14 protein-coding genes are annotated in these 16,569 nt (G+C 38.5%); 6 read left to right on the plus strand and 8 right to left on the minus strand.

The annotated features are described in order from the left end of the window. Nucleotides 1-90: 90 nt before the first annotated feature. Nucleotides 91-576, minus strand: coding sequence for a DUF721 domain-containing protein (locus tag WNY79_RS08855; protein WP_342875675.1), 486 nt, complete (start codon nucleotides 574-576; stop codon nucleotides 91-93). A gap of 72 nt (nucleotides 577-648) precedes the next feature. After that, nucleotides 649-1,998 carry a metalloprotease PmbA gene (gene pmbA / locus WNY79_RS08860; RefSeq protein ID WP_024600410.1) on the minus strand — a complete coding sequence of 450 codons (1,350 nt, stop codon included), beginning with the start codon at nucleotides 1,996-1,998 and terminating at the stop codon, nucleotides 649-651. A 144-nt stretch (nucleotides 1,999-2,142) separates the two neighbouring features. Between pmbA and yjgA the strand changes: the two genes are divergently transcribed. Further along, entirely contained in the window at nucleotides 2,143-2,676 is a 534-nt protein-coding gene (yjgA, locus tag WNY79_RS08865; RefSeq protein ID WP_007582068.1) for a ribosome biogenesis factor YjgA, read from the plus strand. A 122-nt stretch (nucleotides 2,677-2,798) separates the two neighbouring features. Continuing rightward, nucleotides 2,799-4,172, plus strand: coding sequence for an oxygen-independent coproporphyrinogen III oxidase (gene hemN / locus WNY79_RS08870; RefSeq protein ID WP_342875676.1), 1,374 nt, complete (start codon nucleotides 2,799-2,801; stop codon nucleotides 4,170-4,172). Between the two features lie 62 nt (nucleotides 4,173-4,234). Here hemN and WNY79_RS08875 read toward each other — a convergent pair whose 3' ends face one another. From WNY79_RS08875 to WNY79_RS08885, 3 genes are all read right to left on the minus strand, one after another. Further along, nucleotides 4,235-4,750, minus strand: coding sequence for a DUF2489 domain-containing protein (locus WNY79_RS08875; RefSeq protein ID WP_342875677.1), 516 nt, complete (start codon nucleotides 4,748-4,750; stop codon nucleotides 4,235-4,237). A 12-nt stretch (nucleotides 4,751-4,762) separates the two neighbouring features. Beyond that, nucleotides 4,763-5,359, minus strand: coding sequence for a Der GTPase-activating protein YihI (gene yihI, locus WNY79_RS08880; protein WP_170072525.1), 597 nt, complete (start codon nucleotides 5,357-5,359; stop codon nucleotides 4,763-4,765). 753 nt (nucleotides 5,360-6,112) lie between these two features. After that, nucleotides 6,113-6,745: a c-type cytochrome gene (locus WNY79_RS08885; RefSeq protein ID WP_024600405.1), complete on the minus strand. Its 633-nt coding sequence runs from the start codon at nucleotides 6,743-6,745 to the stop codon at nucleotides 6,113-6,115. A gap of 281 nt (nucleotides 6,746-7,026) precedes the next feature. Between WNY79_RS08885 and yihA the strand changes: the two genes are divergently transcribed. Beyond that, on the plus strand, nucleotides 7,027-7,695 hold the full coding sequence (gene yihA, locus WNY79_RS08890) for a ribosome biogenesis GTP-binding protein YihA/YsxC (protein WP_007377272.1): 669 nt from the start codon (nucleotides 7,027-7,029) through the stop codon (nucleotides 7,693-7,695). 9 nt (nucleotides 7,696-7,704) lie between these two features. Here the strand turns inward: yihA and WNY79_RS08895 are convergent, their stop codons facing one another. The 3 genes from WNY79_RS08895 to polA all read right to left on the minus strand — a co-directional run bounded on the left by WNY79_RS08895 (nucleotide 7,705) and on the right by polA (nucleotide 12,033). Continuing rightward, the gene (locus WNY79_RS08895) at nucleotides 7,705-8,223 is read right to left on the minus strand and encodes a DUF1285 domain-containing protein (protein WP_342875678.1); all 519 of its coding nucleotides are present in this window, start codon (nucleotides 8,221-8,223) and stop codon (nucleotides 7,705-7,707) included. Further along, complete coding sequence (locus tag WNY79_RS08900; RefSeq protein WP_197236594.1) at nucleotides 8,220-8,807, minus strand: YceI family protein; 588 nt, start codon at nucleotides 8,805-8,807, stop codon at nucleotides 8,220-8,222. The genes WNY79_RS08895 and WNY79_RS08900 overlap by 4 nt, the downstream gene beginning before the upstream one ends. A 490-nt stretch (nucleotides 8,808-9,297) precedes the next feature. Next, nucleotides 9,298-12,033 carry a DNA polymerase I gene (polA, locus tag WNY79_RS08905; RefSeq protein WP_170072521.1) on the minus strand — a complete coding sequence of 912 codons (2,736 nt, stop codon included), beginning with the start codon at nucleotides 12,031-12,033 and terminating at the stop codon, nucleotides 9,298-9,300. A 524-nt stretch (nucleotides 12,034-12,557) separates the two neighbouring features. Between polA and elbB the strand changes: the two genes are divergently transcribed. The 3 genes from elbB (at nucleotide 12,558) to WNY79_RS08920 (ending at nucleotide 16,556) form a co-directional block, all read left to right on the plus strand. Continuing rightward, on the plus strand, nucleotides 12,558-13,205 hold the full coding sequence (gene elbB / locus WNY79_RS08910; protein ID WP_342875679.1) for an isoprenoid biosynthesis glyoxalase ElbB: 648 nt from the start codon (nucleotides 12,558-12,560) through the stop codon (nucleotides 13,203-13,205). Between the two features lie 226 nt (nucleotides 13,206-13,431). Continuing rightward, the gene (locus WNY79_RS08915) at nucleotides 13,432-13,827 is read left to right on the plus strand and encodes a cytochrome c5 family protein (protein WP_342875680.1); all 396 of its coding nucleotides are present in this window, start codon (nucleotides 13,432-13,434) and stop codon (nucleotides 13,825-13,827) included. 164 nt (nucleotides 13,828-13,991) lie between these two features. Then, complete coding sequence (locus WNY79_RS08920; protein ID WP_342875681.1) at nucleotides 13,992-16,556, plus strand: diguanylate cyclase; 2,565 nt, start codon at nucleotides 13,992-13,994, stop codon at nucleotides 16,554-16,556. Nucleotides 16,557-16,569: the final 13 nt, after the last annotated feature.

The following is a 16,569-nucleotide window of genomic DNA, read 5'->3' on the forward strand; positions in this document are numbered from 1 at the left end:
TAGGGCAACAATAAAATGGAATATGTAACAAAGTATTTTGAATGCGGTGAGCTGCCAAATTGACCCCACCAATAACAAGATGGTGGGTAGTTAAGGCTCGCTTTTATTTTTTCCATGAAGCGCTAAACGCTCAAGTTTTTCTTTTAAAGAAGGAGGGGCCGAAGATGCTATGGCGTTTAAGTAATCAGCTGTTTGCTCACTCATTTTACGAGAGTTGGTAACTGCAGGACTGCCCGACTTATTCGCAGTACTTAAACGCTGAGTCGCCTGAGGATTTGCCGTGATTTTTATTTGCCCAAGCTCTGCCATCCCGGCGGCTCTAAAATGTGAAAGCATATCCATTTTTAGATAGTTAAGCCTAAGCGCGATAGGTGCAGATACCGCCTCGATCATTAGCGTACCGTCTCGGTAATTACTTACTCGGCATTTATCACCCAACTTAGGACCTAAAAAATCTTTTAATAAGGTTTGCTGTGTATCAATTGCTTGGCTTTTGCCTGCATAAGCAGATAAACGATTATTTAACCCCGCCATAATATCGGTTAGCGGTTTTGGTGCATATCTATCTTTAGCCATTTTACACCTCGTAAAAGCTCACTTAGACCCAGAGATAATACTCTGGACCCAAGTATACACTGCCTATTAATACTACGCGCCGGCTATTTGCATTTGCTCTATTAATATTGAGCCAGTTTGAATACCACCACGGCGCTCTATGTCACCACCAATAGCAGATATACCTTTAAACATATCTTTTAAATTACCAGCAATGGTAATTTCACTTACTGGATATTGTATTTCACCATTTTCAACCCAAAAACCAGCAGCACCACGAGAATAATCACCTGTTACTGTGTTTACGCCCTGCCCCATTAGCTCGGTTACTAATAAGCCTGTGCCCATGGTTTTTAATAGTGCAGTTAAATCGTTATGAGTTTGTTCAACAAGCCAGTTATGTATACCGCCCGCATGCCCTGTTGGCGTCATATTCATTTTACGCGCAGCATAGCTTGCTAATAAATAAGTTTGTAACTCGCCGCCTTGAATAATTTCTCTGTCAATGGTTTTAACGCCTTCGCTATCAAACGGTGACGACGCCAAACCTTTTAAAATATGCGGGCGCTCAGCTATATTTACACAATTACTAAATACCTGAGTGCCCAAACTATCAAGTAAAAAACTCGATTTACGATAAAGCGCGCCACCACCAATTGCCGACACTAAGTGACCAAACAATGAGTTTGCAATATCAGCTCTAAAAATAACAGGCACTTTCATTGTGCCTAGCTTTTGACTATTTAATTTAGCGAGCGTTTCAGCTGCCGCTTCAAGCCCAACTGCCGCTGCGTCATTTAAACCCGCTTGATCGCGCGCAACCGTATAAGCAGAGTCGCGTTGCATCTGTTCGCCATCTTGACCTATCACCATAGTGCTAATGCTATGACGAGTACGTGGAAAACCGGTTATCAAACCATGGCTATTACCATAAACACGTAGCCCTTGATGCGATGAAAAGCTCGCACCATCAGAGTTAACAATACGCTCATCAGCATTTAGTGCAGCTTGCTCAGCAGCATGACAAAGCTCAATGCCTTCCTCAGGACTTACATCCCAAGGGTGGTATAAATCTAAATCTTTAGGATTAAATTCTAGCAATTCTTTATCAGCAACGCCGTTAAATGGGTCATCAGATGTAAACTTAGCTATATCAATCGCTTTTTCTACTACCATACGCAACGTTTTTGGATTTAAATCAGCGGTTGACGCCGAGCCTTTATTATTACCAACATATACGCTAATGCCTAAGCCGCCATCTTGGTTAAACTCAATGGTTTCTACTTCACCCATTCGAGTACTAACCGATAAACCAGATGTACTAGACATGGCCGCTTCGGCAGCTGTAGCGCCTAATTTTTTAGCATGTTCGAGTACTTCTGCTACCGCATCTTTAACTTGCGATATTTGAGAATAAATTGGATCGTTTTGTTGGCTTTTCATAAATTAAGTCCTGAGCCTTAGAGGCATAATGCACGCATTTCTTATATTTAAATGCTAACACACTCAATGCATCACATCAGCTAATATTCCTAAGTATCATATTCATGTATAATGGCAAAAGTTATTTTTATTTAAGAGCACCCCATGGCAAAGAAAAAAGGCAAGCCTGCTGAAATTGAAGAAGAAATTGAATATGTATCAAGAACGGAGCTCAAACGCGAAGCGCAAGAGTTTCATCAGTTAGGTACTGAAATTGCCAAAATGGGTAAAAAACAGCGCGAACGCCTGCCATTAAATGACGATTTAAAAGCGGCAATGGTTGTTGCTGATAAAATAAGTAATAAAAGCGATGCGTATCGCCGTCACTTAAACTACATTGCTAAAACGTTGCGTACTGTAGAAAACATTGACGCTATTAGAGCGATTATCGACGTAATGCTTAATAAAAATAACCAAGCTGAAGTATTGGTCAAAAAAATTGAGCAACTACGTTCAGACTTAATTGAACAAGGTGATGATCTTATCAATGAGACTATTGAGCAGTTCCCGTCTCTTGATCGTCAGCAAATGCGACAATTGGTTCGTAATGCGGCAAAAGAAGCGAAAGCTGAAAAGCCTGGTAAAGGTTATAAAGAGTTATTTCAATATCTCAAAGATGCACATACCGTTACGTATTAATTAGACCGTATTAATTGATATTTTATTAAAAAAGGTGCTTCGGCACCTTTTTTGTTATAGATCAAACCGCCTCCCTGCGTACTTTTTTATAATCCCCCTAAATAAATACTTAGGTGCGCGTGATGATTAAACTTCCACAGTGGGATCAAACCCTAATAAACAAATATAATGTGTCTGGCCCGCGTTATACCTCATACCCCACGGCTCTATCACTGCGTGACGGTTATCAGCAACAAAACTTACTAAACGCGATAGAATCGTCAACGAGTCGTTCACTTTCTTTATATATTCATATTCCATTTTGTAGTCAGCTTTGCTACTACTGTGGCTGTAATAAAATAATTACCCGCCATCAATCTAAAGCAGATACGTATCTCGACTTTTTAGCAAAAGAAATTACTGCTCAAGCGCATTTATTTAAAAGCTACACGGTTGAGCAATTACATTTAGGTGGCGGTACACCCACTTTTTTAACCGCAAAACAAATGACCCGTTTAATAAAGCTTTTAGAGCAGCACTTTAATTTTACGCGAACTACTGAACGCGGTATTGAAATAGATCCACGTTCGCTTGCCGATAACATGCTTGTTGATTTAAGGATGCTTGGCTTTAATCGTGTCTCGTTTGGGATTCAAGACTTTAACGACGACGTGCAACTTGCTGTTAATCGCCCGCAAAATGCAGATACGGTTAAGCAATTAATTACACAAGCTCGCGAGCTGGGATTTCAATCTATTAATGCAGATATGATTTACGGGCTTCCTCTGCAAACACCAGAGAGCTTTAAGCAAACTATAGAGCAACTTATTGAGTTAAGCCCTGACCGAGTATCGGTGTTTAACTACGCGCATTTACCAGAGCGCTTTGCCGCACAGCGAAAGATTAAAGATGCAGATTTACCCAGTGCACATAATAAACTCACCATGTTTAAAAATACGCTGGAGCAGATGACGCAAGCAGGCTATCAATTTATTGGTATGGACCATTTTGCAAAAACCGATAACGAACTGGCTGTTGCGCAAAATGAAGGGAAATTACATCGTAATTTTCAAGGTTATACAACCCATGGAAATTGTGATTTATTAGGCTTAGGCGTGTCATCCATTTCGCAAATTGGCACTGCCATTTTACAAAATCAAAAAGAATTAAAGCATTATTACCACAGCGTAGAAACACAAAGCGGCTGTGCTCTTAATAAAGGTATGCACTTAACACATGATGATGTAATTCGTGCTGATGCAATTAAGCAGCTCATTTGCCAGTTTGAATTAGATATACAAGACTTTAGTAAAAAGCATGCGCTTATATTTAATGACTACTTTGAGGATGCGTTAATTGCGCTTACGCCACTTATAAAAGATGAACTAGTCACTATAAATGATAATAAAATTAGCGTAACACCACGCGGCAACTTATTCATTCGTATTATTTGCATGTGCTTTGACGCTCATTTACAAAAACAAATAAATGCGACACGCTTTTCACGAGTGATTTAACTAAAAACTGTCCGGCATAAAAAAAGCAGACCAAGGTCTGCTTTTTCTGAGTACTCGAAAAACTAGTTAAAAACTACTTTATCGCTGCCAGGAGCCGCTTTAAACTCGATGATAATTTTAGCGCAATCGGCTTTAACTTCATCTTTAAGTGTTTCTTCAGCTTGCCAGCGAGCCTTATCTAGCTTAAAAATTTCTTTTTTAGCATATTTTTTACGTGCATCGTGTGTCGGCATTTCTTTAACTACCTGGTACATTTTATAAATGCCAGGGTACTGTATTGTTAAATCACGCTCGCTCTCAAAGCCATATTGAGACATAAGTACCCAAATACGTAAACAGCCTTCAGAAAGCTCACACTGCTCTTCATTCATTGCACGCGCAATTAAATGAATACTATCGGCTAGTTTGGCATTTCGCTTTAAACGCGACTTCTCAAGCTTTTGCTTTTGTTCAGCCTGCGTTTTAGCAATTAACTTTTTTTGCGCATTTAACTTGTACAGCAACTGACCCGCATAAAATGCCAGACCAACTATTATAGCAGCGCCTAAAAGTAAGGCTAAAATTACCGCGGTACTCATTATTTATCCTTACTATTTGTCGTCTTCATCTAACCATTCGTTGGCTAAATCGTCAGATAAGTATTGATCGAAATCAGAATTGCCTTTGCTTTCAATATCATCTTCAAAGTCATCTTCAAATTCGTCTTCATCCTCGTCTTCAATACCAAGAATTTCACATAAGGCCTGATGACGAGCAATACGGCTATTAAAGTACTTAGCATCTTTACCTGTTAGCATTTCACCTTCTTCATGACGCTCTACTAATTTAAGTAAACGTTCGTCATTCTCAAGTGCTTCTAGCTCTTGTTCAGGTGTGAATTCAGGCTCGATTACCTTTTTCAGCTCAATAGTTGGCTTTAAGTTGCGTTTCATTTCAACTTTAGGCTCAGGCGCAGTTGCAATTAATGGTACTGGCTTTTTACTGCCTACACGCTTATCTTTAGGCGCGTGACCACCATTGTGGCTTTCGCTATCTAGTAAATCTGGCGCGTTACGAGAACCTGGCTTAGCGCCTTTGGTTTTTTTAACTCGCTGCTCTTTTAATGCGCGCATTTCTTTAAGCTTATCTTGGCTTAAACGAACAGGTCCGTTTGCTGGGCTTTTGCGTGACTTTTTAGTTCTACTCATATCTTGATCATCTCACTTAAGAGGTTTTGAGCGAAGCGCAAATTAATGGGCATCGCAGTGCTGGCCTAGCCAGAAGAATTCAGTTTGCGCTATAGAGGTTGGGTTTCCCATTTAAAAGCGCCTTAGCTAATTAATCGCTAATTTTAAACGGTGGGTATTGTAACAGGACAAATAAAAAGGCGGTAGAGAAAACATCTCTACCGCCTGCTAATCTGAGCGCCATTATCTGGACACTTCTCCCTTCGACTTTTTTTAGTCTTTATTATTTTTATTATTATCAGTCCGTATTGTTATTATTTTTACGTTCCTTGTTACATTCCATTTTGTTTTTATTATTAAACTTCCATGAGTTTTTTATTATTATCGGCCATCCTGACACTTTTTTATTATTTCCTTTAGTAGCACTAATCTTGTGCTATGTAGTCATGCCGCTCTACTTTCCTTGATAGTAATTTCCGTTTTATTATTGTTGTTTTGCGACAGTGGTTAATTTACTCGTTAATGATTTTGTTACAACTGGTTTATATAACTTTTATTATATTAATTACATTAGGATATTAAAATTAACATAGATTACAACAGCTTAAGGTGCAACAAGGAATAAAAAGAAGACTTATCCTACAACCAAACATGGTCAATGTCTTACATTTAAGCGGGCGATATCGTTAATTTTTGACACAAAAAAAGCAGCCAGGGCTGCTTTTTTTAACACATTGTAGTTTATTTATTATTAACTGCTAAATAAATACGACTTTAGTGTAAACCACCTAAGTACTGAGATAGTACTTCAATGTCTTTATCTGTTAATTTCTTTGCAATGTCGCCCATCATGCCATTTAAGTCATTATGACGAGTACCATCACGGAATTTTTCAAGTTGAGACTTGATGTATCCTGGATGCTGAAAAGAAATTTTTGGAAACTTAGCCAGTGACGAGCCATTACCACGTGGACCATGACATGCTGCACATGATGGAATTCCACGCTCTGCGTCGCCTGCTTTAAAAAGCATTTCGCCAACTTCAACAACATCTTTAGGTGTAGCACCTTCAGACATGTTCATTGAAGAAAAATAAGCAGCTAGATCTTTCATGTCTTGCTCGCTAAGTGGCATAGCCATAGCGCTCATTACTGGATCCATACGCCCTTCTTTGCCGCCTGACGTCATACCTAATTTTAAATCCTGAAGTTGCTTAAGGATATAATCTGGATGTTGACCTGCAATTTTAGGGTAAATATTAACCGGCGCATTACCGTCTGGGCCGTGACAAGCCGCACACGTTGCTGATTTTTCTTTACCTGCGTTTACATCGCCATCAAATGCTGTTGCGTTGCTTGCTGACAACGCACCAAGCAATATTGTTAAAGATAGTGCTATTTTTTTCATGGTGAATTCTCTGTTTCCGACCCTGTATCATCTACAATCGTGATGCTGTAATACATATATTCTACACGATAATAAATTCTCTGGCACGTTTTCTACACATATTAAGCTTATAATTTACAGGGTTTTGACTTAGATTAAGCTTTAACATGTTTTAAATGTACCATAGGTGCTGTTTTTAGGTGGTTAAATACGCTTTTTAATACATCCTTTATAGTATAAAATACGCGCCCTGAGTGAATTTGGTTTACTCAACGTTATTTTTTTAAGTTTTAGGAGAGCCTGTGCTCAAATCTCGTATCAAATATAATACTGCGTCTTTCGTAACAAGCGCTCCCGACATTACTAAATTACCTGCTGATACGGGAATTGAAGTTGCGTTTGCCGGTCGCTCCAACGCAGGTAAGTCGAGTGCATTAAATGCATTAACCGATCAAAAACTAGCACGTACAAGTAAAACACCTGGACGTACTCAGCTAATCAATACATTTGATTTAGCTGATGTTGACGATATGCGCCTTATCGATTTACCAGGCTATGGTTTTGCTAAAGTACCAATCGAAATGAAAAAGAAATGGCAGAAGTCGTTAGGCGAATATCTACAAAAGCGTCAAAGCTTAAAAGGTATTGTTATTTTAATGGATATTCGTCATCCATTAAAAGATTTAGACCGCGATTTAATTAATTGGGCTATTGGCAGTGAAATTCCAGTATTGGCTCTATTAACTAAAGCCGACAAGCTAAAGCAAGGTCCTCGTAAATCACAAGTGCTGCAAGTTCGTCGTGAATTAAGTACGCTTGATGGGGATATTACAGTTCATGCATTTTCATCATTAAAAGGCACGGGTTTACCAGAAGTGGCTAAAAAACTAGATGAGTGGTTTTTAGGTCCTGTTATTGCTGTACCACCTACCGATGAAACAATCACAGACGAAACTAACCCAGAAGCCTAAACGCTGGCGTTACGATAAATAAAACTGCTTTCCTGCAGATTTAATAAAATAGCCGAGCTTGTCAGTCTCGGCTTTTTCAGCCCACTGATAAAATACACTTCGCGTAACACGCGCACTACAGCCATAAGGTAGCTTTAAATAAGGTACTTTAGACCCTTTGTAATCTTTTATAACTAAAGGTTGCTGAGTGCTCAGTAACCACTGCCTGGCTAAATTATCAATACAACACAACACCGGCCCTTGCACTGTATTTTCAAAATGCCAATCAACAATAATAAACGGCGCATCATCAACCGTTATTGTTATTTTTTCGGCCGGTGTTTTTAAATAAAATAGCTCACCTTCTTTACATAAAACAGAAGCAAACAGCTTCACCATGGCTGGGCGTGTTATCTCGCTGCCATCGTAAAACCATTTCCCCTCATGATTAATGACAATTGGCAGTTCACCACAATGAGTTGGCTGCCAACTATCAAAAGGTTTGCTTGGCTCGCTTAATTGTTTGCTAAGCTCACTTAAAGAAATCACTGCTTTTTAAGTGTAATTGCAAAAGTAACAGGTACTGCTGTTGCAATTGAAGGTAAGCCCGCTAGCTCTTGCAGCTTTTTAACGCCTTCGGTTACACCAAAATCAGCACTATTAATAATAATAGGTGTTAATGATGATACCGTTAAATCACCACTTTGCGTGCTGCTAACGAGTACATCAATTGCCAATGGCTTTTTATTACCGTGAAAATCAAGCTCAGCTTTAATACCCTTCAATACATATTGACCAGGCTTTTTAATATTACTCAGTTCTTTAGTTAAATTTGCAGTTAAAACAGCATTTGGAAATTTATTCGCTTCGAACAACAATGACGTTAAACGCTCATTACGAATAGGAATTAAAGTTTCAGCTGATGTTAAATCAACATTAACGCTAAACTCACCTTTATCAGAAAGCATACCTTCAAGGTTAGTAAAATGGTGAGCTTCAGCAATCGAATCTTTTTTAATTGAAACAAAGCTTAGTTGGCTTTTATCATTCACTAGCTGCCAATTGGCCTGAGCAACATTAGAAATAACTAAACTTGATAAAGAAAAACCTGCAATAGCTAATGCTTTAAACATAACGCACTCCTTAGTAATAAAATGAAAAGAATAAAAATAATATCGCTTCGATGGTATCACCTGCGATGTACCCAAACCACCTCGAAATGACGAATGAATAATACAATTGGTATGGCGCAATAAAGAATTAATTAGATAGGATTTTCAGGCGTAAAACAAAAAACGGCCCACCAAACAAGTTGGTAGGCCGGTATAGCAAACTGGGGAGAAGCTATCAATTTGTTGCACCCTTTCAGATGCATCATCAACAGGATGTCCTACAGGATAGGACAGACGGGACTTTAACAAAAGCACGCATTAAAATACAATCATATTCCTGTAAAACAGCTCGAATTGACGAACATATAACTATTTAATACAAATAGTTGCTTAAATTAACCTTATTTTAACTAAAGCTTGCATATACCTGATTGAACCGTTGTTATTCGCCATTTTTATTAAACATAAAAAAAGCGCCAAAAGGCGCTTTAATTAAAATGCTTAAACTGCATTAATGGGCTTGTTCCCAGTTGTCACCTTCATCGGCTTCAACTATAAGTGGTACATCTAGCGCAGCAGCTTGCGACATTAGTTCACAAATATGTTTTGTGTATTGTTCTGCGCAGTCTGTTTTAATTTCAAATACTAATTCATCGTGTACTTGCATAAGTAGTTTAATTGTATTTGGTGCTTGTTCGTGTACCCAACGGTTAACGCTCAGCATTGCTTTTTTAATAATATCGGCGGCAGTACCTTGCATTGGTGCGTTTATAGCAGCACGTTCGGCTCCTTTCCTGCGCGCCCCATTACGTGCGTTTATTTCTGGTAAATGTAGACGACGGCCAAATATTGTTTCAACGTATCCATTTTCAGCTGCTTTTTCGCGTGTTGTTTCCATGTATTCTAATACACCAGGAAAACGCTCAAAGTATTTATCTATGTAATGCTGCGCCTCATGGCGTGGCACATCTAGTTGACGCGCTAAACCAAATGCCGACATACCATAAATCAAGCCAAAGTTTACTGCTTTCGCCTTACGGCGCATATCGGTAGTTACATCATCAAGCTCTACACCAAATACTTCAGCGGCAGTTGCACTATGTACATCTAAGCCGTTAGCAAATGCATTTAATAGACCTTTGTCTTGTGAAAGATGCGCCATAATACGCAGCTCAATTTGACTGTAATCGGCAGCGACAATTTTATAACCATCTGCAGCTATAAACGCTTCACGAATACGACGTCCTTCTTCTGAACGAATAGGAATATTTTGTAAATTAGGATCAGTTGAACTCAAGCGTCCCGTAGCTGTAATTGCCTGATGATAAGACGTATGTACACGCTGGGTTTTCTCATTGACCATTAATGGTAATTTATCGGTGTAAGTTGATTTAAGCTTTGATAAACCACGGTGCTCTATAATTACTTTAGGTAGCGGATAATCATGAGCAAGCTCCTGCAGTACTTCTTCTGCGGTAGAAGGTGCACCTTTAGGTGTTTTTTTAATAATAGGCAACCCAAGCTTTTCAAACAATAATACTTGTAGTTGTTTTGGAGAACTTAAATTAAATGGTTCGCCTGCTATTTCAAACGCCTCTTTTTCAAGCTCAATTAAACGCTCGCCTAAACGTTGACTATGCGCTGCAAGCATGTTGCTATCAATTGCAACACCGGTGCGTTCAATATCAGAAATCACACTAACTAGCGGCATTTCTATCTCTTCAAATACCGATTTTAGCTTTTCATCAGCTTCAATTTTTGGCCAAAGCACTTCGTGTAAACGCAAAGTAATATCGGCATCTTCTGCGGCGTAAGGCGCTGCTTTTTCAAGTTCAATTTGGTTAAAGGTAAGTTGCTTTTTGCCTTTTCCAGCAATATCTTCAAAGCTAATATTTTTATGACCTAGGTATTTAAGTGCTAACGAGTCCATATCGTGACGCGTGCCTACACTATTAAATACATACGACTCAAGCATGGTGTCAAACTTAATACCATTTAGCGCAAAGCCTGCATTCGCTAATACGCTTTTGTCATATTTGAGGTTTTGCCCTACTTTAGCTTTATTTTCATCTGCCAAAATTGGACCTAGCTTTTGCATTACAAATTCAAGGCTTAATTGCTCAGGCGCACCCGGGTAGTCATGCGCTATAGGTAAATACACAGCTTCGCCCGCTTTTACGGCAAAGCTCATACCCACCAATTGCGCTTTCATGTAATCAAGGCTGGTTGTTTCAGTATCAAATGCAAATAACTCAGCACTATTTAATTGCTCTATTAGCGTACCAAATTGCGCCTCAGTTAAAATAGTTTCGTAATGAGCGTCTTCTACTTTTGGTAATTCAGTCGCTTCGGTAGGTACCGCTAGGTGTGTTTCTGCATCTTTAGGATTATCAAGTAACTCAGCTAACCAACGACGGAATTCGCACTCACCATATAATGCAATTAATTCGTCTTTGTTAGGCTCTTGAAGTTTGAATGTATCAAGGTCAGATTCCACTTCAACATCGCACTTAATTGTCGCAAGTTCGTAGCTCAAAGGAAGATGATCAAGCGCAATTGCTAACTTTTCACCTATTTTACCTTTAATCTCACTGGCATGATCCATCACACCTTGAAGAGAGCCATATTTTTCTAACCATTTAACCGCAGTTTTAGGTCCACAACCTTCAACACCGGGAATGTTATCGACCTTATCACCCATTAATGCTAAGTAATCGATAATAAGTTCAGGGCCTACACCAAACTTTTCAACCACAGTAACGGGATCTGAAATACTGTCGGTCATCGTGTTTATTAGCGTAACGTGTTCATTAACAAGCTGTGCCATATCTTTGTCTCCAGTAGAGACTAAGACATGTCTTTTTTGCTCTGATGCTATACGTGCAAATGTACCAATAACATCATCAGCTTCAACGCCTTCAATACTAATTAGCGGAAAGCCCATCGCTTTAATAATACTGTGTATAGGTGCTATTTGAGTGCGTAAGTCATCCGGCATAGGGGGACGATTTGCCTTATATTCGCTATACATATCGTTACGGAACGTTTTACCTTTAGCATCAAATATAACCACCATATGTGAGGGATCGTATTGTCTGATCAAGCTTTTAAGCATGTTGATCACGCCATAAATAGCGCCCGTAGCTTCACCTTTAGAATTAGTTAAATGCGGCGGAGAATGATAAGCACGAAATAAATATGACGAGCCATCAACTAAAATAAGTGGGTTTTCGGGGATCTGAGCCATGGTGAATTTGGATCCTAAATGCAAAAAATTAAGGTAATTATAAGCATGCCATAAGGTAGTAAATAAAACGACTGTGAATTACTGCTTATCGTGTTATTAAAACTATAGCAAGCTGTGGATAAGTGTGTAGATAACAGCCACGAGCTATCCTTCCAAAGCATTGTAAAATGCCTAGAAAATACTTTAACTGTATGTTTTAATTTAAAAAAGATAATACGAGGTTCTTTTTTTATTATTTTAAACCAATGTGGAAAAAGGTTTTCTAACGACTGCTTGTGTTGTTATTCACTTTGATTATTCGCGTCCATTTAAATAACCGGAGGAGTATTCTAGCACAATGGATCGAAGATCATAGCGATCCTTTATAATTTTTTTAAAGGCAAAGTGATCGCAAATGGCATAAACCGCAAAACAACTTGCATAGAGAATGATTTTTGAACTAGAAATTTATTTTCGCGAGAAATTTTGAGCATGTTAGACTTCATCCGATCGACTTATAAAAAAGACTTTAGGGGCACAAAAGCATGAAAAACGTAGCGGTAATATTAGCAGGGTGTGGTGTGTACGATGGTAGTGAAATTAATGAAGCAATTTTAACTTTATTACATATAGCCAAAAATGGCGCAACTTATCAGTGTTTTGCGCCGGATATTGAACAACTTCATACCATTAACCATTTAACGGGCGAAGTAATGCCTGATAAACGTAATGTATTAACAGAAGCGGCTCGTATTGCACGGGGTGACATTAAATCGCTGCTTGAACTAGATGTAACTCAGTTTGACGCATTAATTGTACCTGGCGGTTTTGGCGCTGCAAAAAACTTATGTGACTTTGCAATTAAAGGCGTAAAAGCAAATATTAATAAAGACGTACTTAATGCTTGTAAATCATTTGCAAAAGAAAATAAGCCTGCTGGTTATATGTGTATTGCACCCGCTTTGATCCCATTTATTTACGATAACGCTGTACTTACTATCGGTAACGATGCAGAGACAGCACAAGCGCTAAGCACATTAGACGCTAAACATATAAATTGTGCAGTAGATGATGTTGTTATTGATCAGCCAAATAAGCTAGTTACCACCCCTGCTTATATGCTTGCGCAATCAATTCTTGAAGCCGATGCAGGGATCGAAAAACTAGTTAGTAGCGTATTATCAATAAATTGATCTTAGGATCTAAAAGTTAATTGTATGACTGTTTACGCTTACTAAATTGCTTAACAAAAAACAGTAAATAATTAAATTTTATTGCGTTAACGCAAAAAGTAGTCAGTTTTATTAATAAAAACGCCTCTTAGCATTTTATAAATTGGCTCAGAGAGTTATAATCGGTTTAATTTCCGTCATCTTTAATCGTGATTGATCACGTTCAAATCGAAGTGAGCAAGGCAAAATGAAAAAATTAACAGCTGCAGCATTATTAATGCTAGCAACCACAGCATACGCACAGCCATATGATAACTCTATGACTGAAGATGCAATTAAAGTACGTCTCGCGCCGGTTGGTGCTGTATACCTTGAAGGCGATAAAGCTGCTGTAGCAGCGGCACCTACTGGTCCTCGTTCTGGTGAGCAAGTGTATCAAGGTGCATGTTTTGCATGTCACGGTACTGGTGCACTAGGCGCGCCTAAATCGCCTGACGATTGGGCTCCACGTATAGCTAAAGGTAAAGACACTTTACTTGAACATGCACTAAATGGCTTTAATGCTATGCCTCCAAAAGGCACCTGTATGGATTGTTCTGATGATGAGATAAGCGCTGCTATCGACTTCATGACATCTAAGTAAATACAGCTGAAATACACAAAAAAGGTTTACTTCGGTAAGCCTTTTTTAATACCTAAAATAGTGTTTCTAGCCAGTATGGTAGTACGAATATCAACTTGACGATAAGCGCTAAAAGTGAAAGTATAAGGCTAATAACTATACAATAAAAATAGCCGGTTAGATCATTGGAAGATAAACACCCTGTATCGAGTAAATTAGCGTATCAAAATAAACGTCTTAAAGCGCTACTAAAAAAATACAAACAATCACATCACTTGCAAAATGCGCTGATCCAATTATCAGAGCAAGCTAGTACTGTTGCCGAGCTAACCCTATTATACCCTGCCATCCACGATATTTTACAAAAGTATGTACCGAGTAAAAGCTTTTATGTGGTGCTATTAAATCAACACAGTCAATCATTAGAGCTATCTTACTTCTCAGATGAGAAAGACGGTATTGCTGTTGCCCTTAATCAATCAAATAGCTTTGATGAAGGAGCAACTGGTTATGTGTTTAAGCAAGGTAAAACAACATGCTTTACGAAGAAGCAAATGCAAGACGCTGCAACCGAAGGCTTATTTAAAGCATTAGGCACACCAGCAGAGCATTGGGTAGGTGTACCTGTTTACCAAGAACATAATATTATTGGTGTATTAGCAGCGCAAAGTTACGATACAAAACAAGGTTATAGTTCACAACAAATACAATTACTCGAGTTTATGTCGCTTTATTTAGCAACTGCGATAGAGCGTGTAAAAAAACGAGAGCTCCTTGAATCGGAAGTAAAAATTCGCACCCGAGCACTCACTCAAAGTAACGATGCATTGAACCTTGAAATAGAGCAACGTAAACGCGCACTTCAACGTCAACAAATTCTGTTCAAAATATCTGAAATAGCAACGCAAGCTAAAAATCTTGATGATGCTTACTTTAAGATACATCAAATAATAAAAACAATTACCTATGCAGAAAACTTATATATTGCACTTTATGATAAAGAGTCTGGCTGGATAAGCTTTCCTTATTGTGTTGATGAATTTAAAGAAAATACACAACCAAGACGCTTTGCTAAAGGTTATAGTGAATTGGTAATAAGCACTGAAGAAACGCAACTAATACACCCATGTAGGGCAAAAGAATTAATAGAAAGCGGTGTAGTACAAAGAGCCAAGCCTGTACAAAAAGAGCAAATGGCCACCAGTTGGCTAGGCGCTCCACTTAAAACCGCTCAAGGTGTTATCGGCCTTATTGTTTGCCAAGCTTACGATAATAAACATATTTTCAGCCAAGATGATTGCGAGTTAATTACCTTTGTATCACATCAAATTGCAGCTGTTTTGCAGGCAAAGCTAGCCAATCAAGCGATTGCAAAAAGCCACCAAGAACTCGAATTTAGAGTAAACGAAAAAACCAAAGAATTGCGCCAAACTAATCTTCACTTACAAATGCAAATTGATGAGCGTAAAAAAATAGAGCAACAGCTTTATCATGATGCACATCATGATTCACTTACTAACTTACCTAATCGTAGCCTATTTTTAACTCAGCTTGAAAAAACGCTACAACATTATCAACGTTTTCCTGAGCATCACTTTGCCGTTTTATTTATCGATTTAGATAAATTTAAAGATATTAATGACCAGTTGGGCCACCATGCTGGCGATCAGTTTTTAATTAATGTTAGTGAGTTATTCGCCCAATGTATCCGCGAACACGATTTACTAGCACGCTTAGGTGGCGATGAGTTTGTTATTTTATTAACGCATTTAACTGAGCCTCAACAAGCAGAAGATGTTGCAAATCGCATTATCGACTTAATGGAAAAGCCTTTTTGCCTTAAAGGGGAATATTTACAAAGTGGTGCAAGTATAGGGATAACCTATTCAAAGAAAAGCTATATGCATACGGATGAAATTATTCGTGATGCTGATGCCGCAATGTATCACGCTAAAAACTCAGGAAAAAATCGCTACGAGCTATTTCATCCGCTACTAACACAATCAATACCTGCGCAGGCTCTAAAAGCACAACATCACCTTGATATATTACCTATGAGCTTTAGAGGCTCAGAAATAATTACGCTTGATGAGCAGCATCAGTCTGAATCTTTATTTGAAGCATTTGGTGAACACCCAATACTTGGCTTTACTAGCTTTGATATTTTGAAAAAGTTTGCATCAGATAAAGAACAGCACCTCGAGATAGAGTTACAGTTATTACAACGCGCTTATGCACAAGCAATTACCGCAAATGTAACTATGGCGCTGGTTCCTTGTTCTGGTTTACTACTTGAGGAGCACGAATTTGTTTTATTTACAGATACGCTAAATAAACAACAAGGACATAGCCAGCTCTGTTTGCTATTTGATGAGCAAGAGATTCGCCATGCAAGTGCAACACAAATAGAAAACCTCAAAAAGCTGCCGCAACTAGGCTATTCGATTGGTTTAAACAATTTTGCTAAAGATAGATGCGAACTGAATTTACTAACCGATATTAACTTTGATTATCTGCTACTTAGCTCGACCTTTAGTAAACGTGTTTTACAACAAGAAAGTTACGATTTTCAGCTACAAGGTGTGCTCGCAATTACGAAGCTAAAAGCAATGAAAGTTATTGCTAAAGGCCCATCGATACTCAATTTTAGGGCTTTACTAGACAAGCACGGTTTGGCTTTTTTTGTGGGAAAACAACACGCTCTAGTATGCTCTGAGTTACCTGAAATACAAGCAACCCAGTCTTTATAAAATTAGCCTGAAG

This window comes from Pseudoalteromonas sp. AS84 (genome assembly GCF_038900255.1).
GTDB lineage: Bacteria > Pseudomonadota > Gammaproteobacteria > Enterobacterales > Alteromonadaceae > Pseudoalteromonas.